Raw genomic sequence first — 21,660 nt, forward strand, 5'->3', positions numbered from 1 at the left:
CGCAGCGTCACACCGTTCAACAGGACGTGTTTACTCGCCGTCGAGAGGCTCGACGCCCTGCGGTTTTCCGGCGCGATCGAGACGGATTTTCTCGATTCGCTTTTCCGCAGCGTTCAACAGCGTTTCGCAGTGCTTCTTCAGGGCTTCGCCACGCTCGTAGATGGCGATGGATTCGTCCAGCGCCACGTCTCCGCGCTCCAGGCGTGCGACAATGCTTTCCAGCTCGGCGACGGCTTTTTCGAAGGAATAACCGCTGACATCGGCTGTGTTGGCATTTTCCGTCATGTTCAACCCTTCATCATTCTCAATATGTGCATGGCTGCCGATTCCGCCAGCCCTTCCAGATCATAACCGCCTTCAAGCAGGCTGACGACCCGGTTCGATGCGTATTTATCGGCCATTTCCAGAAGCCGGCCCGTCGCCCAGTCGAAATCCTCGCCCACCAGATTGATCTGCGCCAGCGGATCGCGGTGATGCGCGTCGAAACCGGCGGAGATGAGGATGAGGTCAGGCGAAAAATCGGCAATGGCCGGCAGGACGCGGGATTTGAACGCCTCGCGAAAATATTCGCTGCCGGTATTGGGCGAAAGCGGGGCGTTGACGACGTTGTTCTTCACGCCGGTTTCGTTCTTGTCGCCGCTCCACGGATAAAGCGGCATCTGGTGGGTGGAACAGAACAGAACTGATGTGTCGTTCCAGAAGATATCCTGCGTGCCGTTGCCGTGATGCACGTCCCAGTCGATGATGGCGACGCGCTCTGCTCCGTGCGCCTTCTGCGCATGGCGAGCGGCAATTGCCACATTGTTGAAAAGACAGAAACCCATGGCCTTGGCTGTTTCGGCGTGGTGGCCGGGCGGGCGGGCCGCGACGAAGACATTGTCGGCAGCGCCGGTAAACACGTCGTCCACCGCCGCCATGGCCGCACCGATGCCGGTCAGCGCCGCCTGCAGGCTTTTGCGTGATACATAAGTGTCGGCCTCGACGCGGTTGATCTCGCCATCCTCTTCGGGAATCTGCCGCATGACGGCAAGCAGGTGCTCCTCCGGATGCGCCAGCAACACCGCGTCTTCATTGGCCTGAGGCGCTTCTTTGCGGATCAGGCGCTCGAAATTCGGATGTTCGAGCGCGATGTTCAGAGATCGCAGGCGATCCGGCCGCTCGGGGTGGCCTTCGGGCGTGATATGCTCCAGGAAGATCGGATGTTCGTATAAACGCGTCGCCATTCTTTTCCTCCCGAAGAAAGTGTGTTCAGGCGCGCTGCGGCAGAAGCGGATAACCCGCCATCACGGCGCGGCCGGCCAGCGCCGCAAGCACGGCCTTCAGCGCATCGCCCGGAATGAAGGCGAGCGAACCCATGAAGGCCTTTTCGAAACCAAGACCGACGACCAGCGCCAGATAGGTGATGCCGAAAGCATAAAGCACGATCACGCCGCCGATCAGGCTGGCGATGAAAAAGCCGATGCCCTGTGTAAGGGCAGACTGGCTGCGATTGACGAGTTTTTCCGAGAGCGTGCCGGTGACGAAAACCGCCGCGATCCAGCCGATCAGGAAGCCCGTCGTCGGCGTGGTGAAGATGGAAAGGCCGCCGCGTCCGCCCGAAAGCACCGGCAGGCCGATGGCGGCAATCAGGATTGTCAGGAGAACCGCGAGCGTACCGCGCTTTGCGCCGAGGACGACGCCTGCCAGCATGACGCCGAGCGACTGCGCGGTGATCGGCACCGGAATGAAACCGAGCGTGATCGGCGGCAGCAGCCCGAGTGCGATGATGATGGCGGAAAACAGCGAAATCAGCACAAGGTCGCGGGTCGTCATGACGCTCAAAACTCCGGATGGTTATCTGGCCGCAAGCTTTGGCCTCTGAAACCGCGCGCGTCAATGGCGTCGGCAATGGCATCGGCATCCTTCAACGTCATAATGACGAGCGGCACGATGATGGTGGCCATGCGCACCGGCAGGCCGCGCGCCCGGTGCGCGTCACGCACCGCATGGTAACGATTGACGATCTCAGGCACGAACCGCACCACCAGCCCGACGGCAAGTCCGATATCGGCGGCCTTGACCAGCCCCAGCCGTTCCAGAGGGGCTGCGGCACGCGTAATCTCGTCCATGAATTGCGAAATGCTGACGGTGATGGTGACGGCGGTGGCAAGCAGCGCCAGCGCCGGCAGCCGCAGAAGATTGACACTCGCATCATGGGCCGGAAGCAGGAGATAGCTGAAACCGGCGACGAGGAAGATGGTCAGCATCACCGGCCGCAGCCGCAGGCCGATCTCGTGGAAGGGCAGGCGTGTCTCGCGCAGGATGGCGGCGGCGAGAACCACGGCGCATCCCAGAAGCGGCAGATCGCGGGTGAGGAACAGCGCGATGCTGAAGCCCATAAGCGTCAGGAGCTTGACGGGCGGCGAGACGCGGTAGAGCCAGCCGGTGCCTTCGACATGCAGCGATTTCATCGCGATGCCACCTCCAGATAATGCGCAACCGCCTCTTCGGGGCCGGCATCGGCAACCAGCGCGCCTTCATGGAAAACCAGCACGCGGTCGAAGCCTGCAACCAGCGACAGGTCATGGGTGATGACAACAAGCGCCTGCGACAGCGCCGCCATGGTTTTTTCAACGATAGTACGGTTTTTCAGATCGAGCTGGTTGGTCGGTTCATCGAGAATGAGGATTTGCGGATCGGTGACCAGAAGGGCGGCAAGCGCTGCAAGCTGCAGTTCTCCGCCGGAAAGCTCATGCGCGCGCCGCTCTTCCAGATGGGGAATGCCGAGCCGCGCAAGAACGGCCTTCACCCGGTTTTCGGTTTCCGTCCTGCCGAGGCCGAGCCGCTTGAGGCCGAAGGCGACATCGTCGCGCACGATCGGCAGGATGATCTGGTTCTGCGGATTCTGGAAGATGAAGCCGACCGTCTGCAAGACCGCTTTGGCGTCGCTCACGGTGTCGAGACCGTTTACCGAAACCTTGCCTGCACTCGGCTTGTTCAGCCCGTTGATCAGCCGGGCAAAGGTGGTCTTGCCGGAACCATTGAGGCCGATCACGCCGATGCGCCGTTCCGTCAATGTCACAGACAGCGGCTGCAGGGCCTGCCGGCCCTCGAAAGCGACACCGGCGGCATCGAAACGGATTTCCAAGCTTACATCCTCGCGCTCGTTTTCCGGTTCTATACCCCGTCATCAACAGAAGTGAAACAAGGAACAAAAAAAGAACATTGCAATCCTGAAAAAGCCGTCATACCTTTTGCGCCATGACGATCAAGGTTTCGAACGAAGCGGCAAGGCGGATTTTTCTGGCGCGGCAGGGGCTTTGCTCCCCGCCCGGCAAGGCGCTTTCCAAGGATGGCCTGCTGCAGCTCATCACCGATATCGGTTTTGTGCAGGTGGACAGCATCGGCACCGTGGAGCGCGCCCACCACCAGATTATCTTCTCACGCAACCAGACCTACAGGCGTGACCATCTGACCACGCTGCTGGAAAAGGACCGCGCGCTTTTCGAGCACTGGACGCATGACGCTTCCATCGTACCGACGGAGTTTTACCCCTATTGGAAACACCGCTTCCGCCGCCGCGAGCCGATCATTCAGGAGCGCTGGCGCAAATGGCATGGAGAGGGCTTCGATGCCGCTTTCGGCGAAACGCTGGAGCGCATCGCCGCCACCGGCCCGGTTCTGGCGCGGGAGCTGAAGGAGGAGGGGCATCAGTCCGGCGGCTGGTGGAACTGGCATCCCTCCAAGACGGCGCTCGAATATTTATGGCACACCGGCAAGCTCGCCATATCCGGCCGCGTGAATTTCCAGAAGGTCTATGATCTCGCCGAGCGTGTCATTCCCGGCGAGCACCACGAAACCGAGGTGGAGCACGCCGAATTTGTCGACTGGGCCTGCCGCGAAGCGCTGAAGCGGCTGGGTTTCGCCACCCATGGCGAAATCGCCGCCTTTTTCGATCTCGTCACCCCGCAGGAGGCGAGGGACTGGGTCAAGAGCCATCGCGATGAACTCTGCGAGGTTTCGCTTCTCTCCAGCGACGGAGACACCGCCCGCCCGTCTTTTGCCTTTGCCGATTTCACCGCCGACCTGACGGATGTACCGGAACCCTCCGCCCGCGTCCGTGTCCTCAGCCCCTTCGATCCGCTGTTGCGCGACCGAAACCGCACGGAACGGCTGTTCGGCTTTTATTACCGCATCGAGGTCTTCGTGCCCGAGCCGAAACGGCAATATGGCTATTATGTCTTCCCGCTTCTGGAGGGCGACCGGATGATCGGCCGCATCGACATGAAGGCGGATCGCAAGCGCGGCACGCTGGATGTGCGCCGCCTGTGGCTGGAGCCTGGCGTGCGCGCCTCAGCAGGACGGCTTGAAAAGCTCGACGCGGAACTATCGCGGCTTGCGAAGTTTACCGGGGTTGAGAGCGTGAATTATCTGGAGGGCTGGCGGGAGGACAAATGAAGGTGTCTTTTCGCGGTGCCTGAATGTAGTGGCGAGCGCCGCCACACTCGACGTCATCCTCGCCCTTGAGGCGAGGATCCACAAGCCGCGGAGACAATGGCTTCCGGGATCATGACTTCACGTGTCCGGAACATCTCAAGCGTGTCACGTCGGGAACTGCGGGATGGATCCTCGGCACAAGGCCGAGGATGACGCCGAACGGGCGAAGAGCGCGCCAAGCCGAAGCGCTCTCGCGAAGCCCCTAAATCACCCGATATCCGTCGCCGAAATTTTGATGCCAAAGCCTTCCAGGCCGACATAATGACGCTCGCGTGTCGTCATCAGCTTGATCGAGCTGATGCCGAGGTCTTTGAGGATCTGCGCACCGAGACCGATTTCCAGCCATTCGTTTTCACGTGAGCGGGCCTGCGCATGCGCCTCGTCGGGATCACGCGCCTTGCGACGGCCGGCCACCTGGCCGACGCCGACGGAGCCCTCACGCAGATAGACGATGACGCCGCGGCCTTCCTCGGCAATCTTCTGCATATAGTGCTGCACCGGCTGGCGGTCGCCGAACACGTCGTCGGCGACATTTTCCGGGTGCAGGCGAACGGGAATGTCGACACCGTCTCTGATATCGCCGAAAATCACCGCCATATGCTGCATCCGGTCCCAGGGCAGGGAATAGGTTTGCGCCTTGGCCGGTCCGAACGGCGTTTCGATGGTGAAGGAGGATTCCATCTCCACCAGCGTTTCCTTGCGCTGGCGATAGGCGATGAGGTCGGCGACGGAAACCTGCTTCAGCTTGTGTTTTTCCGCAAAGGCGGTGCCCTGCGGTCCGCGCGTCACGGTGCCGTCATCATTGACGAGTTCGCAGATGACCCCGATGGGCGGCAGGCCCGCAAGCTTGCAGAGATCGACCGCCGCTTCGGTATGGCCGGAGCGCATCAGGACGCCACCTTCACGGGCAATCAGCGGGAAGATGTGGCCCGGCCGGGTAAAATCGGCAGCCCCGACATTGGGATTGGCGAGATTGCGCACGGTTAGCGTCCGGTCATCGGCGGAAATGCCCGTCGTGGTGCCGTGCTTGAAATCGACGCTGACGGTGAAGGCCGTCGTGTGCGCGCTATCATTTTCCGCCACCATGGCGTTGAGGTTCAGCCGCTTGGCTTCTTCGCGCGGCATGGGCGCGCAGACGATGCCGGAGGTGTGGCGCACGATGAAAGCCATCTTTTCCGCCGTGCAATGCACCGCCGAAATGATCAGATCGCCTTCATTCTCTCGGTCGTCATCATCGGTCACGACGACGATTTCGCCTGCTTCGAAAGCGCGAATGGCGTCGACAACGCGTTTCTGGTCATAGGCCATGGCGGTCCCCCTTATTTCAGCCGGCCGGTCTGGCCGCGGTCTCGCAGATAATGGTCGGCAACGGTGCAGGCGATCATCGCTTCGCCGATCGGCACGGCGCGGATGCCGACGCAGGGGTCATGGCGCCCCTTGGTGCGCACATCGACATTATTGCCGTCGGTATCGATGGACAGGCGCTCCGTCAGAATGGAGGAGGTGGGCTTGATGGCAAAGCGCGCGATGACAGGTTCACCGGTCGCGATGCCGCCCAGAATGCCGCCGGCGTGGTTGGAGAGGAAGATCGGCTTGCCGTCATTGCCCATGCGCATCTCATCGGCATTTTCCTCGCCGGAAAGCTCGGCGGAGGCGAAACCTTCGCCGATCTCTACACCCTTGACGGCGTTGATCGACATCAGGTTTGAGGCGATATCCTGGTCGAGCTTGGCATAAATGGGGGCGCCAATACCGGCCGGAACGCCCTCCGCCACCACTTCGACAACGGCCCCGATGGAGGAGCCGGCCTTGCGGATGCCGTCGAGATAGTCTTCCCACACCGGCACCATGGCTGCATCCGGGCAGAAGAACGGGTTCTGATCGACCTGATCCCAATCCCAGTTGTCGCGGTTGATCCTGTGCTTGCCGATCTGCACCAGCGCGCCGCGCACATTGAGGCTCGGCACCACCTTGCGGGCGATTGCGCCGGCGGCGACACGCGCCGCCGTTTCGCGGGCGGAGGAGCGTCCACCGCCGCGATAATCGCGAATGCCGTATTTCAGGTCATAGGTGAAGTCGGCATGGCCGGGACGGAAACGCTTGGCGATCTCGCCGTAATCCTTGGAACGCTGGTCGGTATTCTCGATCAGCATCGAAATCGGCGTGCCTGTTGTTATCATCGTCTCGCCGTCCTCATCCAGCATCACGCCGGAGAGAACCTTGACGATGTCATCTTCGCGCCGCTGGGTCACGAAGCGGCTCTGGCCGGGTTTGCGCTTGTCCATCCAGTGCTGCACCTCGGCAAGGGTGAAGCGGATGCCGGGCGGGCAGCCATCCACCACGCAGCCAAGTGCCGGCCCATGGCTTTCTCCCCAGGTGGTAACACGGAAAAGATGACCGAAACTGTTATGCGACATAGTTCTCAAAACCGGAAAACAGGGCGCCTGTGGACAGCGCCGTTTGAAACAAGCGGATTTGTCTTAGTGGAAAATCCGGGCAAGGCAAAAGCCTTTCTTTCACGGCAAGCCCGATAAGGAGGTGACGCACCGTCCACAGCGGCGCGGCCGGGGCCGGAACGGCGTGTTTCATCAATAAATGGATCGTATCGCCTGATTGATTCGCGGGAAGACGAGGTTTTTCCGGGATGACGAAAATGTAAAAGCGCCGTCGTTTTCCACGCTAATCCCGAGTTTTCCAATATTGCCGGGAAATGCGGTGTAAAAATCACTAACGGCTTGAACGCGATCCCAAATCCGTTCATCAATTGGGCCGAAAATGTCATGGTTGCGGGCAATTTCCGCCACATTCGAAAGGCAATTCTTCATGCATGTAAGGTTTTCACGCAAATCCACGAAAGCTAGATCGATGCGTATGATGATTGCCGCCCTTCTGGCCGCCACCAACCTTTTGATGCCCATCAACAGCTTCGCGCAGAGCGTCGATGTGGAAGGCACGATCAGCAAGATCGATGCGAATGGGCTGAGCATTACGCTCAACGACGGCAAGACCTATCGCGTACCGGAAGAGTTCAATTTCGAAGGTCTGAAAGCGGGCGTGAAGGTCGTGGTTTTCTACACGGAAGTGGATGGCAAACGCGTGGTCGACGATCTTCAGGTCGTTGAGTAAGGCTGCGGTTGCGGCTTTGCCTGTGACGGGGCGAACCTCTGTAAACTTGTTCGGGAAGCACCAACATTTCCGTCATGCCGGACTTGATCCGGCATCCAGCCGACGCGTGTCTGCGCGGCGGGATGAATCTTTTCAGCCCAAGGACTTGGGCTGGCTGGATTCCGGCTCAGGGCCGGAATGACGGGAGAGGGGGTGACCCATGCCCCTCACGAAATCCACTCCGCACTGTTCCTGTTGATCTCGACCTTCAAAATCCGGTCCTGCGGAATCTGCGTTCGCGACGCCTCATCCTTGTCCATGCCTGATACCAGCCGGAAGATCGAGCGGATCACGCCGCCATGGCAGACGCAGATCGTTGGAACCTCAACGGAGGAAAGCCATGCGCCGATGCGCCAGGAGAGGATTTCGTAACTTTCGGCATCCTGGCCGGGGGGAATGAAATCCCACTTGTTGGCCTTGCGCGCCTTCACCCGGTCCGGGAATTCTTTTTTCAGCTCCGGCAGGGTCTGTCCCTCCCAGTCGCCGAAGGAAACTTCGATCAGGCGATCGTCGGTGCGATAGGCGAGCGGATCGAGGCCCATCGCCGCGCGCATCAGTTCCATGGTTTCGCGTGTGCGCCCGAGCGGGCTTGCCACATAATCGAAGTCCGTGGCCTGTTCTCCCAGCAGATGCGCAAGGAGTTTGCCGTTACCGACCGCCTGCTGGCGGCCAAAGTCATTGAGCGGAATGTCTTTCTGGCCCTGAAGCCGGCGTATCGCATTCCAGTCCGTTTGTCCGTGCCGGATCACATAGACGAGCAAGGCGATACCCCGTTTTCAAACTTCGCAGGCTTAGTCCTTCACCACCGAAATGTCAGGCGCATCCACGGCCTTCATGCCGATGGTGTGGTAACCGGAATCGACATGGTGGATTTCGCCGGTCACGCCGGTGGAAAGGTCGGACAGCAGGTAAAGCGCCGACTTGCCGACTTCCTCGATGGAAACGGTGCGCTTCAGCGGCGCATTATATTCGTTCCACTTCAGAATATAACGGAAGTCGCCGATGCCGGAAGCCGCAAGCGTCTTGATCGGGCCGGCGGAAACGGCGTTGACGCGGATGCCGCGGTTGCCGAGGTCGACAGCGAGATAACGCACGCTGGCCTCAAGGGCAGCCTTGGCCACGCCCATCACGTTGTAATTCGGCATGACCTTCTCGGCGCCGTAATAGGTCAGCGTGATGATCGAGCCGCCATCATTCATGATCGGTTCCGCGCGCTTGGCGACGGCCGCCAGCGAGAAGACGGAAATGTCCATGGTGCGGTTGAAGTTGTCGCGGCTGGTATCGAGGTAACGGCCGGTCAGCTCGTCCTTGTCGGAAAAGGCGATGGCGTGCACGACGAAGTCGATCTTGCCCCAGTGCTTTTCCAGCCCGGCAAAAACCGCATCGATCGTCTCGAGATCGGTCACGTCGCAGTGTCCGGCCATGAAGGCGCCAAGTTCCTGCGCCAGCGGCTCGACGCGCTTCTTCAATGCGTCGCCCTGCCAGGTGAGTGCGATTTCCGCGCCTGCGTCTGCGCAAGCCTTGGCAATGCCCCAAGCGATGGAACGATTATTGGCGACACCCATGATGAGGCCGCGTTTGCCAGCCATAAGACCGGATGCCTGAGCCATTTTGTGCTCCCTAATACTTTTGATCGGTCCTGCCTATGGCATAGGCTGCAATCCTGTTCAAGATTGCCAAAGATCATCAACTGTTAGGGAACGTAACAAAGGGTGCGTTGTCCCGGCTATTCGCAAAACTTTCACAAATAAAGGCCTTCGCGCATGTGCCGCATCAGGTCGGTCACCTTCTCATCCGGCTTTTCGAGCAGGACGATGCGCAATTCGATGACGAGATCGCCCTGTCCGCCCTTGCCGTCGGCAAGGCCCTTGCCGGCGAGGCGCAGCACGCGGTCCGAACCGGACCAGGCCGGAATGGTGATGTTTTCCTCGCCGAGCGGAGGCGCGACTTTCGTTTCACAACCCAGAACCGCGTCGCTGAGCGATATCGGCAGCGTTGTGTGAATATCGAAACCACGAAGGGAAAACGCGTCCTCACGTGCGGTCAGCAATGTCACGGCAAGGTCGCCGCGGGCCATGTTGGGAAGCTTCAGCCCCTGTCCCTTCAGCCGCACCACATGCCCGTCCGTCATGCCGGCTTCGAGCTGGAAGCGAACGTCGCGTTCGTCGGCAAGCGGCACGGTAATCCACTTGTGCTCCAGCAGATCGGCGACCGTGACGGTGGCTTCCGCGGTAATATCAGGCGCCTTTTCGGGGGCCGGCTGCGGGGTGCGGAACCGGCGCACGAGAGCATTGAAGAGATTGACGGCAAGTGAGGCGGGCGCGGTCCGGTCATCGCCAGCGCCGGGCGTGGTCTCGCCGGCCGCAGGCATATCGCCTTTTGCGGCGCTCGCGGCAGCCTTTGCCGCTTCCGCAGCCTGCTGCACCTTGGGATCGTTCTGCGCCTCGGCGCCAAAAATCCGCTCGACGATGTCTTCGGCGGTTTCCGCCTTGCCGTCGGTTTTCTGGCCGGTCTGCGCCCGGTTGCGGGCATCGGCGCGGGCCAGTTCTTCCATCAGCTTTTCGGCCGCCTTGGCGCGCTCTGCGGCCTCGCGCGCGGCTTCCCGCTGCTGCATGATGGTTTCGCCGCGCTGCTTCTTTTCGGCGGCCCTGCGGGCCTGATCGTAGAGATCGCGCTTTTTGGGATCTTTGAGGAGATCATAGGCCTGGCCGATCTCGGCGAATCGCGCCGAGGCATCGGGATCGTCGCGATTGGCGTCCGGATGGACGGTTTTCGCCTTCGTGCGCCAGGCGGCCTTGATTTCCTCGTGGCGGGCGTCACGTTTTACGCCGAGGATCGAATATGGATCGCGCATGCGAAACACCAGTTACGTTGGCTCAGGCGCTGCCGCCCTTCATGGCGCAATCCTGAAACTAACCCCTCCGAAAAGGGCTGCCCGCGATCATTCGCCTGCACGCCCTCGGTTTAATCAACGTCGACTGTTGCAATAAGTTGCTAATCACTCCTTTACGGAGAAAGCGCGCCGCACCGAGGCCGGCTCTATTCCCTGCGGAAGGGTAAACAGATTATTTCTGTTCGAAGCGGGTCAGCAGCCATTCGCCGGTTTCCGACAGGCAGGCCTGTCCGGCATAGCTCGCAACACCCTCGAAGGAGTGACGCGTCGTTTTGAAAGCGCGGCAGACGAAACCGCTCGATTTGTCTTCGTGAATGGCGGTGACGACACCGGCGCTGCCGGTGGCCGCATTGGCCCAGGGCAGCGGCTGGTCGGCGAGCTTGGCGAGATCGGCCGAGGTTACCGCATTGCGGATCGTCGCATCGTCCGTCTGCGGCGCATTGTTCGGCTGGTTGGGAACGGAGGCCGTGGAAAGCGAGCGGTCGACCTTGTCGCCGCCGAACAGATCGAGGCTGACGCAGCCGCTCAGCACCACGAGCATTGACACGACGGCGGAAACTTCCGCTACCGACGAAAGGAGGCCCTTTGTTCGACTGTTCGACTTTGCTATGACGGTCACCATCTTTCACCAGAGATCATCTCTGGGGTCCAAATCAGCTCGGGAGCATTTTAGTCAATATGTCGGAAACGGGGTTAACATCCAGTGACTTCACGGAAGAAAATGAACCGTTCACGCTTTTTGCCGAATGGCTGAAGGACGCAACGGCTTCCGAAATCAACGATCCGAACGCGGTTGCGCTTGCCACCGTGGACGAAAATGGCCTGCCGAATGTGCGCATGGTGCTGCTGAAAGGCGTCGACGATCGCGGCTTTGTTTTCTACACGAATTTTGAAAGCCAGAAGGGACAGGAGATCCTTGGCCAGAAAAAAGCGGCCATGTGTTTCCACTGGAAAAGTCTCCGCCGGCAGGTGCGCCTGCGCGGCGAGGTGGAGATCGTGAGCGACGAGGAGGCGGATGTCTATTACGCCTCGCGCCCGCGCGGCAGCCGCATCGGCGCCTGGGCTTCCAAACAGTCGCGGCCGCTGGAGGGCCGTTTCGCGCTGGAGAAGGCGGTCGCCGAATATACCGCCAGATATGCCATCGGCGATATTCCGCGCCCGTCCCATTGGTCCGGTTTCCGCATCCGCCCGCTCAGCATCGAATTCTGGCACGACCGCAAGTTCCGCCTGCACGACCGCATCGAATTCCGTCGCGAGACGCCTGACGGTGCATGGTCCAAGGTCCGCATGTATCCGTAATCGCCCTCGGGCAGGCCATCGCGGCCTGCCTATTTCAGCAGCGAATCAAACAGCGGCAGGCCGATGATCGCGGAAATGGCGATCAGCCCATAGCAGATGCGCCGGAACGACGCTTCGTCCGCAAGCCCGTGCAGTCGCGCGCCGGCATAAAGACCCGCGCCGTAAAAAGGCAATGCCAGCAGGAAAAACACGAAGACTTCAACGGTAAACAGGCCACTGACAAAATAGCTGGCGATGGAAAACACCGTCGAAACCGCGAAATAAAGAATGACATTGGCGCGCACGAAAGCGCCTTTCAGCGCTCCGCCCAGCCAATAGGCGACGACGGGCGGACCGCCCAGTTGCGCAGCGCCCGAAAACAGCCCGGCCAGAAGTCCGGTAAAGAGGGTGAGCGGCGTTTTCGGCCGGCCGCTGTAACGCCAGCCGGACACCAGAAATAAGAGCAGCACCACGACCACGCCGGAGATGAGCCAGCGCAGGGTCAAGGGATCCCCCTTTGAAAGCAGCAGGGTGCCGACCGGTATGCCGACAAAGGCGCCTGCCGCCATGATGAAGACCTCGCGCCGGTCCGCCATGCGAAAGGCGGGCGGTATCATGCCGAGCGTCAGGACGCCGTCCACCACCAGCAGCACCGCCGAGGCGACACGCGGCCCGACGATGGCGCTGGCAAGCGGGATGAAAATCAGCGCTGCGCCGAAGCCGGAAAAGCCGCGGGCGAGACCGGCGAGAAACGCCGCACCCGCAAACATCGCCAGCAGCGTCGGACTATGGGCGGTGATGAGGGATGAGAAAAAATCGAGGTGGGACATGGGCGATGGCACGGTTGTTCGAATATCTTTTTTCTATCTCGCTTGCATGCACAGGTCGCGGAAATTTCCGTTCATGGCTGCATGACGCCCTGACGGGTCGACGCCGTCAAAGAATCGTGATTAGAGTTATAGCGCATGAACAAAGGATGAACAAATGTTTGCTGACATGATGCCTCGGTTTGAAGAGGCCTCGCAAAAATATGCCGCTGAAAACGGAATATTCCGCGACCCGGACTGGTACATGCTGAAGCTTCAGGAAGAGGTTGGCGAGGTCACACAGGCCTGGAACCGGCTGACAGGACGGGGGCGCATTAAGGGCAGGAGCAAAGAGGAGATGAAGCGGGATCTGGCCGACGAAACCGCCGATCTCCTCGGCCATGTGCTGTTGCTGGCCCATTATAACGGTCTCGATATTGAAGGAGCGATCGAGCGTAAGTGGCGTTTCAGGCCAGGGGCCTGACGAACCGTCGAACGGCGGCTTGATCCTTGCGGTATCGCGCCTCTAGTGGGGTGCGACTAGGAGAAGGCGATGATAAAGAACAGGATCGCAAGAGCGGCAGCCACAGGCGTCATCACCAGCCGCTCGGGGCGGCTTTTCGACATTGCGTTCAATCCAACGCTCACCGCGAGATAACAGGCGATGATCCAGATGCCGGGTTCGATCCAGCCGGATGGCAAGACGTCGACATAGCCCGTCTTTTGCAGCGGAAAGGACGCGAAAAAGGCATAAATGAGCGGCGAAGCCGCGCTGGCAATTCTTTGTCGGACAGGCAATATCCGGTGCGTGCCGCCCCAGGCAAGGCGTCCGAAAGGCGCGCCGGCTGCAAGCGCAATCTGGAATAAGGACAGAATCAGCAGGATCAGCGTCGCGAGCGACAGGGCAACAGGCGGCATGATCACCCCGGTTATGGATGCGCCGACAAAGGCGCTCGGCCAATAGCGGCGTTTGAGCCTGCATGCGCCTCATCATGACGCCAAATGGCTAAGGACATGTGACGGCTCCGCGCTTTCAGCCCGCTCTTCATCTCGCTCAGGCCCGTGCCTTTTGCAGAAGGCTTGCCACGGCGTGAAGGTCGCTCGAAACGGCTATGCACTTCTCCCGCATTTCCTCGGTCGGCGGCGCGACATCGGGCACCATGATCGTCAACATGCCCGCCGATGTGGCTGAGCGTACGCCTGAATAGGAATCCTCCAGCGCAAGGCAGCGGCCCGGATCGAGCGAAAGACGCCGGGCTGCGGTCAGATAGGGCATGGGCGCGGGTTTGGGTTCGGTATAGTCGCCGCGTGCGACGACGGTATCGAAACGTCTGAGAAGATCGTGGGGGCCGAGATGGCGCGTCACCGAATCGTGCCGCGACGAGGTGGCGATGGCGCGGCGGATATCGAGCCGGTCGAGAAGATCGAGAATGTCGATGACGCCCGGTTTCAGCGCCACGCCATCAGCCATCATCACACCAAGGTGCCGGAGCCAGGCGTCGCGGAAGCTGTCGATCGGAAAATCCGCGCCATAATCGGCAAAGATGGTGCCGGTAATGACATCCCACGGGCTGCCGCACACCTTCTGGTAGGTTTCGACCTTCATGCCATGGCCGCCTTCATCCGAGGCCGCCAGAAATGAATCGCGATAAAGCCTCTCGCTCTCGATCAGCAATCCGTCCATGTCGAACACCACGGCCTGCGGAAGAAAGGGCAACATGGCTTAACCGAACCGGAAAGGGCGTTCGCCGAGGCTCTCGAAAGGGCGGATCAGGTAACCATCGGGATCGGCGACGATGAATTGCCGGTTGCCCACTTCGACCGTGCCGCGCCTGTACCATTTTTCCTCCAGCGGCATCACGAGGTCGATCGAGGATCGCTCCAGCCGGAAAAGAATGGGTTGCAGGGAGGGAACGGCGAGCTGCAGGTTCATGCCGCGGCCGAGCGGAAATTCAAGCGCGGCATTTTCAGTCACGAATGTCCGGGTTGCGCCGATCTGGTCGATCATCAGCTGGGCATCCCCCAGCGCCAGATAGGTAAAGCCCTCTTCGGGGCGCTCATAGACCACATGAAAACCGATCAGGTCGCAATAAAAGGCGCGGCTTTTCTGCCAGTCGCTGACGGCGATTTCAGGAACGAGGGCATTTCGTATGATGGTCATGGTCTCCTTTGCCGCGCAGGCCCGGGATGGGAGATGGCCTGCGGCACGGGCTGATCTTACCGTCTTCCCGGCTGCACGCCAGAGGAAACCTCATCATGGCAGCCATGTGCGAGGCTGCGGGCTGAGATTGTCGCGGCAGGCTCAGCCTCTGGTGTCCCGCAATTTTCCTCCCGTCATTCCTGTGCCTGTCACAGGAATCCAGTCAGCCCAAGTCCTTGGGCTGAAAGGACGCTCTCGCCGCGCGGATGCGCGTCGACCGGAGTGACGGATGTGGGGATGCACCGCTACATCACTTTGTCTGCGCTACAGATACGCATTGAGCGTCGTTACGGGCAGGTCGTGAGATTTACGCCTTCGTACCGCCGACGGTGATCTGATCCATGCGCAGATGCGGCTGACCGACGCCGACAGGCACCCATTGTCCGGCCTTGCCGCAATTGCCGATGCCGGTGTCGAGTTTGGAATCATTGCCGATCATCGACACACGCTTCATGGCGTCCGGCCCATTGCCGATCAGCATCGCGCCCTTGACCGGCGCGCCGATCCTGCCGTTCTCGATGAGATAGGCCTCGGTGCAGCCGAACACGAATTTGCCTGAGGTGATATCCACCTGACCGCCGCCGAAGGAAACGGCATAGATGCCCTTCTTGACGGAGGCGATGATTTCTTCCGGCGTTTTATCGCCTGACAGCATGTAGGTATTGGTCATGCGCGGCATCGGCACATAGGCATAACCCTGCCGGCGGCCGTTGCCGGTGGGCGTCGCGCCCATCAGCCGGGCGTTCTGCCGGTCCTGCATGTAGCCGACCAGCCTGCCGTTCTCGATCAGCACATTATATCCCGATGGCGTGCCTTCGTCGTCGATCGTCAACGAGCCGCGGCGGCTGTCGATGGTGCCGTCATCCACCACGGTCACACCGGGGGCGGCGACCATTTCGCCCATCAGGCCGGCAAAGGCGGAGGTCTTCTTGCGGTTGAAGTCGCCCTCGAGGCCATGGCCCACCGCCTCATGCAGCATCACGCCCGGCCAGCCGGAGCCAAGCACCACATCCATGGTGCCAGCCGGCGCATCGATGGCGGTGAGATTGACGAGCGCCTGACGCAGCGCCTCATCCGCGCCCCGTTGCCAGTTTTCCGTGGTGATGAAATCGCCGAAGCCGACGCGGCCGCCAATGCCGTAGGAGCCGCTTTCCTGCCGGTCGCCTTCGCCCGCCACAACGGAAATGTTGATGCGGGTCATCGGCCTGATATCGCTGACGCGATGTCCGTCGGCGCGCAGGATGTCCACCACCTGCCAGCTCGCGGAAATGGTCGCCGTCACCTGCCGGACATTCGGGTCCTTGTCGCGCAGATAGGCGTCGATATCGGTGAGAAGCTTCACCTTCTCCTCGAAACTCGGGCTGCCGATCGGGTTCTCGTCGCCATAGAGCTTCTTGTTGGTGCGCTGCGGTGCTGCGGCATAAGAACCGGAATAACCTCTGGTAACCGCACCCACCGCATCCGAAGCGCGTTTCAGTGCGCTTTGCGAAAGCTCGCCCGCATGGGCATAGCCCACCGTTTCACCGGCAACGGCGCGCAGGCCAAAACCCTGATCGGTGTTAAAGGAGCCGCCCTTCAGCCGGCCATTGTCGAAGGTCAGCGATTCGGCCTGGGCATGTTCGATGAAGAGTTCGCCATCGTCAGCGCCGGCGAGCACCTCGCCGACGAGCTTGCGCAATTGCGTTTCGTCGCAATCGAAGAGTTTTACAAGATCGTCGGTCATGGGAGGCTCCAGTCATTATCGTTCATGACCGATTTAGGCACTGGAGCCGGCGGACGCAAGGCTGTCCCGTAGTGGCAGGCGTCAGGGAAGCGCGTCGTAGCCCTCGGCAAAGCCGGAAAGCTCGATCGGAATACCCACGCGATCCTGATCAACGGCTTCGCGCAGCGCAAAAACCGCATTCTTGCCGGCGCGCAGAACCTTCAAGAGCTCGTCGTCAATATCCACTTCCACGTAGCAGCCTTCGGAGAAGCAGCGGGTGAAATAGGCGCGGCCGATATTATTATTGTCGATATAGAGCTCCATGCCGTCCTTCAAAAGCACGCCAAGCGGCGCAAGGATGCGCAGGATGCGCGACTTGCGGTCGGCGGTTTTCAGCACCACCACCGAAAGGCCGACTTCCGGGCGGTCGTCGGCAATCACGTTCTGCATGAGGGCGCATTGTTCTTCGGATGCACCCGCCGGCTTGTCGCAGATGACAGACCATGCGCCATGCGTCGACTTCGGCGTGCCGGGCGGCTGCTGTTGCGCCAGCGCTGCGGCAGCGGGGGCGATGATGGCAAGACCGGCGGCGGCAAGAAAAGTGCGCGCGAGCGGGGAAAGACGCATGGATACCTCTGGGATTCGAATCAGTGCGGCTATTTTGACGCCATAATCCGGAAAAAAAAGCCTTGGACCTTCAATTCCAGCGGAGTTGGGCGGAAATAGGACCTGACCGCCTGTATGGGCGTCTGATTTGCCCGGCACGTCATTCGTTATCCGGCGGTGGAACCGACTGGAAGTCGGGGCTTTGTCGCATTTGGGCTGTTCGAAATCGCGTTCGGCGGGGCAGCTCAGACACAGGGTGCGGGAAAGTCGCCCGTGGATTGACCAATGGCAAAATTGGGGCATATCCGTGTCCCGACGCATATTGCGGCAGAGGACAAACTGTGGTTTGAAGTTAGTACCATTAGCATGGATTCTGCGTCTGTGATTGATCTAGATCAGACGCGTGAGGGAGAGGGTACCGTGAGGAATAGGATTTACGCAGCACTGGCGGGGATGACCTGTCTGCTCACGGCTGTCGGCGCCCACGCCGATCAGCCGGTGCATTGGCAAATGGGCATGCAGGAGGCCGCCACGCCGATCATGCACGAAATACGCTGGTTTGAACAATATACACTGTGGTTCATTGTTCCGGTTACGCTTTTCGTTCTTGCGCTGCTCATCATCGTTGCCTTGAAATTCCGCGCCGCGAAAAATCCGGTGGCTTCCAAGACCAGCCATAACACGGCGATCGAGGTTGTCTGGACGCTGGCGCCGGTTCTCATTCTCCTGTTCCTCGCTTTCCCCTCGTTCAATCTTCTGAACGCGCAGCTGACGCAGCCGGAAAACCCGGACCTGACGCTGAAGGCGACCGCCACGCAATGGCTGTGGAGCTATGAATATGCCGCCGCAGAGGGCGCCGAGCCGCTCTCCTTCGACAGCTATCTGCTGAAAGAGCAGGATCGCGCTGCTGCGGGCAAGGAGGACAAGGCCCGCTATCCGCGTCTTCTTGCGGTAGACAATGAAATGGTCGTTCCTGTCGGCAAGACCGTTCGCCTTCTGGTGACGGCGGCTCCGACGGATGTCATCCACGCCTTTGCCATGCCCGCTTTCGGCGTCAAGATCGACGCCGTTCCGGGCCGCCTCAACGAAACATGGTTCAAGCCGGAGAAGGAAGGCCTTTATTACGGCCAATGTTCCGAGCTTTGCGGCAAGGACCACGCCTTCATGCCGATCGCCATTCGGGTGGTTTCCGAACAGCAGTACAACGCCTGGCACGCCGCCGCCGCTTCAGATCTGAACGGCGCGAACCGGGCGCTGATGGCCTCCGTCGACGGCGCTCCGCGCACGGTCGACGTTGCCGCCAACGAAGCCAACTGAGACCTGGAGTGACGACAATGGCTGGACCTTCCGCACACGACGATCATCACTCGCATGGTCAATCCGCACATGACGATCATTCGCATGATGCGCATCATTCCCATACGCCGGGCTTTTTCGCCCGCTGGTTCCTGTCCACCAACCATAAGGACATCGGCACGCTCTACCTGATCTTCGCCATCATGGCGGGCATCATCGGCGGCGGTCTGTCGGTCGTCATGCGCATGGAGCTGCAGGAGCCGGGCATTCAGATCTTCCACGGTCTGGCCTCCATGGTTTACGGCTTCGAGGGCGACGCTGCCATCGACGGCGGCAAGCACATGTTCAACGTGTTCACGACAGCGCACGCGCTCATCATGATCTTCTTCATGGTCATGCCGGCGATGATCGGCGGTTTCGCCAACTGGATGATCCCGATCATGATCGGCGCTCCTGACATGGCTTTCCCGCGCCTCAACAATATTTCCTTCTGGCTGATCGTCCCGGCCTTCATCCTGCTGCTCCTGTCGCTCTTCGTCGAAGGCCCGGCGGGCGCTTATGGTGTCGGCGGCGGCTGGACCATGTATCCGCCGCTATCGACCAGCGGCATGCCCGGGCCGGCGGTGGATCTTGCGATCTTCTCGCTGCACGTTGCCGGCGCATCCTCGATCCTCGGCGCGATCAACTTCATCACCACCATCCTCAACATGCGCGCTCCGGGCATGACGCTGCACAAGATGCCGCTGTTTGCCTGGTCGGTTCTGGTCACCGCATTCCTGCTGCTGCTTTCCCTGCCGGTTCTGGCGGGCGGCATCACCATGCTTCTGACCGATCGCAACTTCGGCACGGCATTCTTCTCGCCGGAAGGCGGCGGTGATCCGATCCTCTACCAGCACCTGTTCTGGTTCTTCGGTCACCCGGAAGTGTACATCCTGATCCTGCCCGGCTTCGGCATCATCAGCCACATCGTGTCCACCTTCTCCAAGAAGCCGGTCTTCGGTTACCTCGGCATGGCTTACGCCATGGTCGCCATCGGCGCCGTCGGCTTCATCGTCTGGGCCCACCACATGTATACGGTCGGCCTGTCGCTCGAAGCGCAGCGTTATTTCGTCTTCGCCACCATGGTCATCGCGGTGCCGACGGGTATCAAGATCTTCTCGTGGATCGCGACCATGTGGGGCGGTTCGCTGACCTTCTCGACCCCGATGGTCTGGGCGATCGGCTTCATCTTCCTGTTCACCGTCGGTGGCGTCACCGGCGTGCAGCTCGCCAATGCCGGTCTCGACCGTTCGCTGCACGACACCTATTACGTCGTCGCCCACTTCCACTACGTGCTGTCGCTCGGTGCGGTCTTCGCGATCTTCGCCGGCTGGTATTACTGGTTCCCGAAGATCACCGGCTACATGTACAGCGAGTTCATCGGCAAGCTGCATTTCTGGGTCATGTTCGTCGGCGTGAACCTGATCTTCTTCCCGCAGCACTTCCTTGGTCTCGCCGGCATGCCGCGCCGCTATATCGATTATCCCGATGCCTATGCCGGCTGGAACCTGGTGTCTTCTTACGGTTCCTATATCTCGGCCGTTGCCGTGGGTATCTTCCTCTTCGGCGTCTGGGAAGCCTTCGCCAAGAAGCGGATCGCCGGCAACAATCCCTGGGGTGAGGGTGCGACCACGCTCGAATGGCAGCTGTCTTCGCCGCCGCCTTACCACCAGTGGGAACAGCTACCGCGCATTCGCTGATGCGTGGCCGGAAGGCGCGGGCAGGGCTCGAAAATTCCGGACGCTCAAAAACAAGGGACGGTACGGCCTTGGCCAGCGCCGTTTCCTTGAGGCGGGAATGCCCGTTACTGCGTGACATTTTGTCCAAGCGAAGCATATCGTCCGACATGATACATGCCCCGGACGTGATAAATGCCAAGTCTGGCCTTTATGAATGAGCAGCGCAGACGAATGGCGGGATGGGCGCGGTCACAGGGCCGGGCAAATGGTATCGGTTCTTCCGGGTGCCGCCCATGCCGGAACGTTCGGACCAATGAATTGACGCATCGCGCATGCCGGAAATCACATTCGTTTTTCGGGCCGGTGCAGGGGATGTCGCGACAGGCGGCGCCTGAAGGAAAACAGGACAGGAAATGAGCATTATCGACAATCGCGACATGCTGGGCGTGAAGGGCTCCGAACTTTCGGAAGCCGGCGCGCGCGATTATTTCGAGTTGCTGAAGCCGCGCGTCATGTCGCTCGTCGTCTTCACGGCCTTTGCGGGCCTCGTGCTGGCGCCGGGCGAAATCAATCCGGTGCTCGGCATCATCGCCATTCTCTGCATCGCTGTCGGCGCCGGCGCGTCCGGCGCGCTCAACATGTGGTATGATGCCGATATCGACGCCGTGATGAGCCGCACCGCAAAGCGGCCGATCCCGTCGGGCCGTATCGCGCCGCGCGAGGCCTTGGCCTTCGGTTTGACGCTGTCGGCCTTTTCGGTGGTCATTCTCGGTCTTGCGGTCAACTGGTTCTCGGCCGGACTGCTTGCCTTCACCATCTTCTTTTACGCTGTCGTCTATACGATGTGGCTGAAGCGCTCGACGCCGCAGAACATCGTCATCGGCGGTGCCGCCGGCGCTTTCCCGCCCATGCTCGGCTGGGCCTGCGTCACCGGCGGCGTTTCGCTTGATAGCATCATCCTGTTCCTCATCATCTTCCTGTGGACACCGGCGCATTTCTGGGCTCTGGCGCTCTTCAAGATGCGCGATTACGGTGCCGTCGGCATTCCGATGATGCCGAATGTGGCGGGCGAACGCTCTACCAAGAACCAGATGATCGTTTATGCGGTGCTGACCGCGGCTGCGGCTGTTGCGCCTTATTTCACGGGTCTGGCGAGCGCCGGTTACGGCATTTTCGCAGCCGTGCTGAGCGCAATCTTCGTCTACTGTTCGTTCGATGTCCGGCGCATGCCTGAGGGCGACGAGAAAATGCTGCCGGCCAAGAAGATGTTCGCCTATTCGGTGCTTTATCTCTTCGCCATCTTCTCCGGCCTTCTGGCCGATCATTTCGCGCCGGCCCTCAAGGCCGTCATGTCGGGAGTCCTGTGATGGAAACGGTGGAACTGAGCGCGGCTCAGAAAAAATCGAGACGCGGGCGCAACATTGCGCTCGGCGTTTTGCTCGCCGGCCTGGTGGTGCTGTTCTACGTCATCACCATCATCAAGATCGGCTCGCACTGACGGGCTGATTGAGGGGAGAGGA

General features: G+C 60.5%; 26 protein-coding genes. 8 read left to right on the top strand and 18 right to left on the bottom strand.

The features are described from left to right. Positions 1-30: 30 nt before the first annotated feature. Genes ASB65_RS03150 through ASB65_RS03170 form a run of 5 tightly spaced genes read right to left on the bottom strand, consistent with a single transcriptional unit; the run spans position 31 to position 3,127 of the window. Positions 31-285: an exodeoxyribonuclease VII small subunit gene (locus tag ASB65_RS03150; protein ID WP_003503059.1), complete on the bottom strand. Its 255-nt coding sequence runs from the start codon at positions 283-285 to the stop codon at positions 31-33. A 2-nt stretch (positions 286-287) separates the two neighbouring features. Further along, positions 288-1,223 (bottom strand): histone deacetylase family protein, encoded by a 936-nt coding sequence (locus tag ASB65_RS03155; RefSeq protein ID WP_060722985.1) that lies wholly within the window; start codon positions 1,221-1,223, stop codon positions 288-290. Positions 1,224-1,248: 25 nt separating this feature from the next. Continuing rightward, entirely contained in the window at positions 1,249-1,812 is a 564-nt protein-coding gene (locus ASB65_RS03160) for a biotin transporter BioY (protein ID WP_003503057.1), read from the bottom strand. A 5-nt stretch (positions 1,813-1,817) separates the two neighbouring features. After that, a complete protein-coding gene (locus ASB65_RS03165) occupies positions 1,818-2,450 on the bottom strand; it encodes an energy-coupling factor transporter transmembrane component T family protein (protein ID WP_060722986.1) in 633 nt (210 codons plus the stop codon). Next, positions 2,447-3,127 (bottom strand): energy-coupling factor ABC transporter ATP-binding protein, encoded by a 681-nt coding sequence (locus ASB65_RS03170; RefSeq protein WP_003503055.1) that lies wholly within the window; start codon positions 3,125-3,127, stop codon positions 2,447-2,449. The genes ASB65_RS03165 and ASB65_RS03170 overlap by 4 nt, the downstream gene beginning before the upstream one ends. Positions 3,128-3,240: 113 nt before the next feature. On the opposite strand from ASB65_RS03170, the gene ASB65_RS03175 reads away from it, so the two are divergent. Beyond that, a complete protein-coding gene (locus ASB65_RS03175) occupies positions 3,241-4,437 on the top strand; it encodes a winged helix-turn-helix domain-containing protein (RefSeq protein WP_060722987.1) in 1,197 nt (398 codons plus the stop codon). Between the two features lie 246 nt (positions 4,438-4,683). Here the strand turns inward: ASB65_RS03175 and ribB are convergent, their stop codons facing one another. From ribB to ASB65_RS28480, 3 genes are read right to left on the bottom strand one after another with little or no spacing between them, the layout of a single operon-like run. Continuing rightward, positions 4,684-5,784, bottom strand: coding sequence for a 3,4-dihydroxy-2-butanone-4-phosphate synthase (ribB, locus tag ASB65_RS03180; RefSeq protein ID WP_060722988.1), 1,101 nt, complete (start codon positions 5,782-5,784; stop codon positions 4,684-4,686). A gap of 11 nt (positions 5,785-5,795) precedes the next feature. After that, a complete protein-coding gene (gene aroC, locus ASB65_RS03185; protein WP_003509173.1) occupies positions 5,796-6,893 on the bottom strand; it encodes a chorismate synthase in 1,098 nt (365 codons plus the stop codon). Positions 6,894-6,898: 5 nt separating this feature from the next. Continuing rightward, on the bottom strand, positions 6,899-7,258 hold the full coding sequence (locus ASB65_RS28480) for a hypothetical protein (protein ID WP_162266764.1): 360 nt from the start codon (positions 7,256-7,258) through the stop codon (positions 6,899-6,901). 83 nt (positions 7,259-7,341) lie between these two features. On the opposite strand from ASB65_RS28480, the gene ASB65_RS03195 reads away from it, so the two are divergent. After that, the gene (locus tag ASB65_RS03195) at positions 7,342-7,602 is read left to right on the top strand and encodes a DUF1344 domain-containing protein (RefSeq protein WP_003509170.1); all 261 of its coding nucleotides are present in this window, start codon (positions 7,342-7,344) and stop codon (positions 7,600-7,602) included. A 206-nt stretch (positions 7,603-7,808) separates the two neighbouring features. Here ASB65_RS03195 and ASB65_RS03200 read toward each other — a convergent pair whose 3' ends face one another. The 4 genes from ASB65_RS03200 to ASB65_RS03215 all read right to left on the bottom strand — a co-directional run bounded on the left by ASB65_RS03200 (position 7,809) and on the right by ASB65_RS03215 (position 11,156). Then, the gene (locus ASB65_RS03200; protein WP_060722990.1) at positions 7,809-8,402 is read right to left on the bottom strand and encodes a histidine phosphatase family protein; all 594 of its coding nucleotides are present in this window, start codon (positions 8,400-8,402) and stop codon (positions 7,809-7,811) included. A 30-nt stretch (positions 8,403-8,432) separates the two neighbouring features. After that, positions 8,433-9,251, bottom strand: a complete 819-nt coding sequence (fabI, locus tag ASB65_RS03205) for an enoyl-ACP reductase FabI (protein ID WP_003509163.1) — start codon at positions 9,249-9,251, stop codon at positions 8,433-8,435. Between the two features lie 131 nt (positions 9,252-9,382). Further along, complete coding sequence (locus tag ASB65_RS03210) at positions 9,383-10,495, bottom strand: DnaJ C-terminal domain-containing protein (protein ID WP_060722991.1); 1,113 nt, start codon at positions 10,493-10,495, stop codon at positions 9,383-9,385. Between the two features lie 211 nt (positions 10,496-10,706). Further along, on the bottom strand, positions 10,707-11,156 hold the full coding sequence (locus tag ASB65_RS03215; RefSeq protein ID WP_035213424.1) for an RT0821/Lpp0805 family surface protein: 450 nt from the start codon (positions 11,154-11,156) through the stop codon (positions 10,707-10,709). A 56-nt stretch (positions 11,157-11,212) separates the two neighbouring features. Between ASB65_RS03215 and pdxH the strand changes: the two genes are divergently transcribed. Further along, complete coding sequence (pdxH, locus tag ASB65_RS03220) at positions 11,213-11,833, top strand: pyridoxamine 5'-phosphate oxidase (RefSeq protein WP_060722992.1); 621 nt, start codon at positions 11,213-11,215, stop codon at positions 11,831-11,833. A gap of 29 nt (positions 11,834-11,862) precedes the next feature. Here pdxH and ASB65_RS03225 read toward each other — a convergent pair whose 3' ends face one another. Then, complete coding sequence (locus tag ASB65_RS03225; protein WP_060722993.1) at positions 11,863-12,642, bottom strand: sulfite exporter TauE/SafE family protein; 780 nt, start codon at positions 12,640-12,642, stop codon at positions 11,863-11,865. A gap of 154 nt (positions 12,643-12,796) precedes the next feature. On the opposite strand from ASB65_RS03225, the gene ASB65_RS03230 reads away from it, so the two are divergent. Further along, complete coding sequence (locus tag ASB65_RS03230) at positions 12,797-13,102, top strand: MazG nucleotide pyrophosphohydrolase domain-containing protein (RefSeq protein ID WP_060722994.1); 306 nt, start codon at positions 12,797-12,799, stop codon at positions 13,100-13,102. Positions 13,103-13,158: 56 nt separating this feature from the next. On the opposite strand, the gene ASB65_RS03235 is transcribed toward ASB65_RS03230, so the two are convergent. From ASB65_RS03235 to ASB65_RS03255, 5 genes are all read right to left on the bottom strand, one after another. Then, on the bottom strand, positions 13,159-13,536 hold the full coding sequence (locus tag ASB65_RS03235) for a hypothetical protein (protein ID WP_060722995.1): 378 nt from the start codon (positions 13,534-13,536) through the stop codon (positions 13,159-13,161). A 136-nt stretch (positions 13,537-13,672) separates the two neighbouring features. Continuing rightward, a complete protein-coding gene (locus tag ASB65_RS03240) occupies positions 13,673-14,338 on the bottom strand; it encodes an HAD family hydrolase (protein ID WP_060722996.1) in 666 nt (221 codons plus the stop codon). 3 nt (positions 14,339-14,341) lie between these two features. Beyond that, on the bottom strand, positions 14,342-14,779 hold the full coding sequence (locus ASB65_RS03245) for a bleomycin resistance protein (RefSeq protein ID WP_060722997.1): 438 nt from the start codon (positions 14,777-14,779) through the stop codon (positions 14,342-14,344). A gap of 346 nt (positions 14,780-15,125) precedes the next feature. Next, positions 15,126-16,541 carry a metalloprotease TldD gene (gene tldD, locus ASB65_RS03250; protein ID WP_060722998.1) on the bottom strand — a complete coding sequence of 472 codons (1,416 nt, stop codon included), beginning with the start codon at positions 16,539-16,541 and terminating at the stop codon, positions 15,126-15,128. 81 nt (positions 16,542-16,622) lie between these two features. After that, positions 16,623-17,147, bottom strand: coding sequence for an invasion associated locus B family protein (locus ASB65_RS03255; protein ID WP_003521101.1), 525 nt, complete (start codon positions 17,145-17,147; stop codon positions 16,623-16,625). Between the two features lie 432 nt (positions 17,148-17,579). Here ASB65_RS03255 and coxB point away from each other — a divergent pair, with 432 nt between their 5' ends. The 4 genes from coxB (at position 17,580) to ASB65_RS29065 (ending at position 21,638) form a co-directional block, all read left to right on the top strand. Continuing rightward, the gene (coxB, locus tag ASB65_RS03260; protein WP_003509143.1) at positions 17,580-18,443 is read left to right on the top strand and encodes a cytochrome c oxidase subunit II; all 864 of its coding nucleotides are present in this window, start codon (positions 17,580-17,582) and stop codon (positions 18,441-18,443) included. A gap of 17 nt (positions 18,444-18,460) precedes the next feature. Beyond that, positions 18,461-20,161, top strand: coding sequence for a cytochrome c oxidase subunit I (gene ctaD, locus ASB65_RS03265; protein WP_003509141.1), 1,701 nt, complete (start codon positions 18,461-18,463; stop codon positions 20,159-20,161). Positions 20,162-20,553: 392 nt separating this feature from the next. After that, positions 20,554-21,507, top strand: a complete 954-nt coding sequence (gene cyoE / locus ASB65_RS03270) for a heme o synthase (protein ID WP_003509139.1) — start codon at positions 20,554-20,556, stop codon at positions 21,505-21,507. Continuing rightward, positions 21,507-21,638, top strand: coding sequence for a hypothetical protein (locus ASB65_RS29065; protein ID WP_003509137.1), 132 nt, complete (start codon positions 21,507-21,509; stop codon positions 21,636-21,638). Before cyoE ends, ASB65_RS29065 begins: the two co-directional genes overlap by 1 nt. Positions 21,639-21,660: the final 22 nt, after the last annotated feature.

The sequence above is a fragment of the Agrobacterium tumefaciens str. B6 genome (assembly GCF_001541315.1).
GTDB lineage: Bacteria > Pseudomonadota > Alphaproteobacteria > Rhizobiales > Rhizobiaceae > Agrobacterium > Agrobacterium radiobacter.

Bases quoted from the DNA above. Each gene is read 5' to 3' on its own strand.
- ASB65_RS03150 (WP_003503059.1), bottom strand. From the start codon at position 285: ATGACGGAAAATGCCAACACAGCCGATGTCAGCGGTTATTCCTTCGAA.
- ASB65_RS03155 (WP_060722985.1), bottom strand. From the start codon at position 1,223: ATGGCGACGCGTTTATACGAACATCCGATCTTCCTGGAGCATATCACG.
- ASB65_RS03160 (WP_003503057.1), bottom strand. From the start codon at position 1,812: ATGACGACCCGCGACCTTGTGCTGATTTCGCTGTTTTCCGCCATCATC.
- ASB65_RS03165 (WP_060722986.1), bottom strand. From the start codon at position 2,450: ATGAAATCGCTGCATGTCGAAGGCACCGGCTGGCTCTACCGCGTCTCG.
- ASB65_RS03175 (WP_060722987.1), top strand. From the start codon at position 3,241: ATGACGATCAAGGTTTCGAACGAAGCGGCAAGGCGGATTTTTCTGGCG.
- ribB (WP_060722988.1), bottom strand. From the start codon at position 5,784: ATGGCCTATGACCAGAAACGCGTTGTCGACGCCATTCGCGCTTTCGAA.
- aroC (WP_003509173.1), bottom strand. From the start codon at position 6,893: ATGTCGCATAACAGTTTCGGTCATCTTTTCCGTGTTACCACCTGGGGA.
- ASB65_RS28480 (WP_162266764.1), bottom strand. From the start codon at position 7,258: ATGACATTTTCGGCCCAATTGATGAACGGATTTGGGATCGCGTTCAAG.
- ASB65_RS03195 (WP_003509170.1), top strand. From the start codon at position 7,342: ATGCGTATGATGATTGCCGCCCTTCTGGCCGCCACCAACCTTTTGATG.
- fabI (WP_003509163.1), bottom strand. From the start codon at position 9,251: ATGGCTCAGGCATCCGGTCTTATGGCTGGCAAACGCGGCCTCATCATG.
- ASB65_RS03210 (WP_060722991.1), bottom strand. From the start codon at position 10,495: ATGCGCGATCCATATTCGATCCTCGGCGTAAAACGTGACGCCCGCCAC.
- ASB65_RS03215 (WP_035213424.1), bottom strand. From the start codon at position 11,156: ATGGTGACCGTCATAGCAAAGTCGAACAGTCGAACAAAGGGCCTCCTT.
- pdxH (WP_060722992.1), top strand. From the start codon at position 11,213: ATGTCGGAAACGGGGTTAACATCCAGTGACTTCACGGAAGAAAATGAA.
- ASB65_RS03225 (WP_060722993.1), bottom strand. From the start codon at position 12,642: ATGTCCCACCTCGATTTTTTCTCATCCCTCATCACCGCCCATAGTCCG.
- ASB65_RS03230 (WP_060722994.1), top strand. From the start codon at position 12,797: ATGTTTGCTGACATGATGCCTCGGTTTGAAGAGGCCTCGCAAAAATAT.
- ASB65_RS03235 (WP_060722995.1), bottom strand. From the start codon at position 13,536: ATGCCGCCTGTTGCCCTGTCGCTCGCGACGCTGATCCTGCTGATTCTG.
- ASB65_RS03240 (WP_060722996.1), bottom strand. From the start codon at position 14,338: ATGTTGCCCTTTCTTCCGCAGGCCGTGGTGTTCGACATGGACGGATTG.
- ASB65_RS03245 (WP_060722997.1), bottom strand. From the start codon at position 14,779: ATGACCATCATACGAAATGCCCTCGTTCCTGAAATCGCCGTCAGCGAC.
- tldD (WP_060722998.1), bottom strand. From the start codon at position 16,541: ATGACCGACGATCTTGTAAAACTCTTCGATTGCGACGAAACGCAATTG.
- ASB65_RS03255 (WP_003521101.1), bottom strand. From the start codon at position 17,147: ATGCGTCTTTCCCCGCTCGCGCGCACTTTTCTTGCCGCCGCCGGTCTT.
- coxB (WP_003509143.1), top strand. From the start codon at position 17,580: ATGACCTGTCTGCTCACGGCTGTCGGCGCCCACGCCGATCAGCCGGTG.
- ctaD (WP_003509141.1), top strand. From the start codon at position 18,461: ATGGCTGGACCTTCCGCACACGACGATCATCACTCGCATGGTCAATCC.
- cyoE (WP_003509139.1), top strand. From the start codon at position 20,554: ATGAGCATTATCGACAATCGCGACATGCTGGGCGTGAAGGGCTCCGAA.
- ASB65_RS29065 (WP_003509137.1), top strand. From the start codon at position 21,507: ATGGAAACGGTGGAACTGAGCGCGGCTCAGAAAAAATCGAGACGCGGG.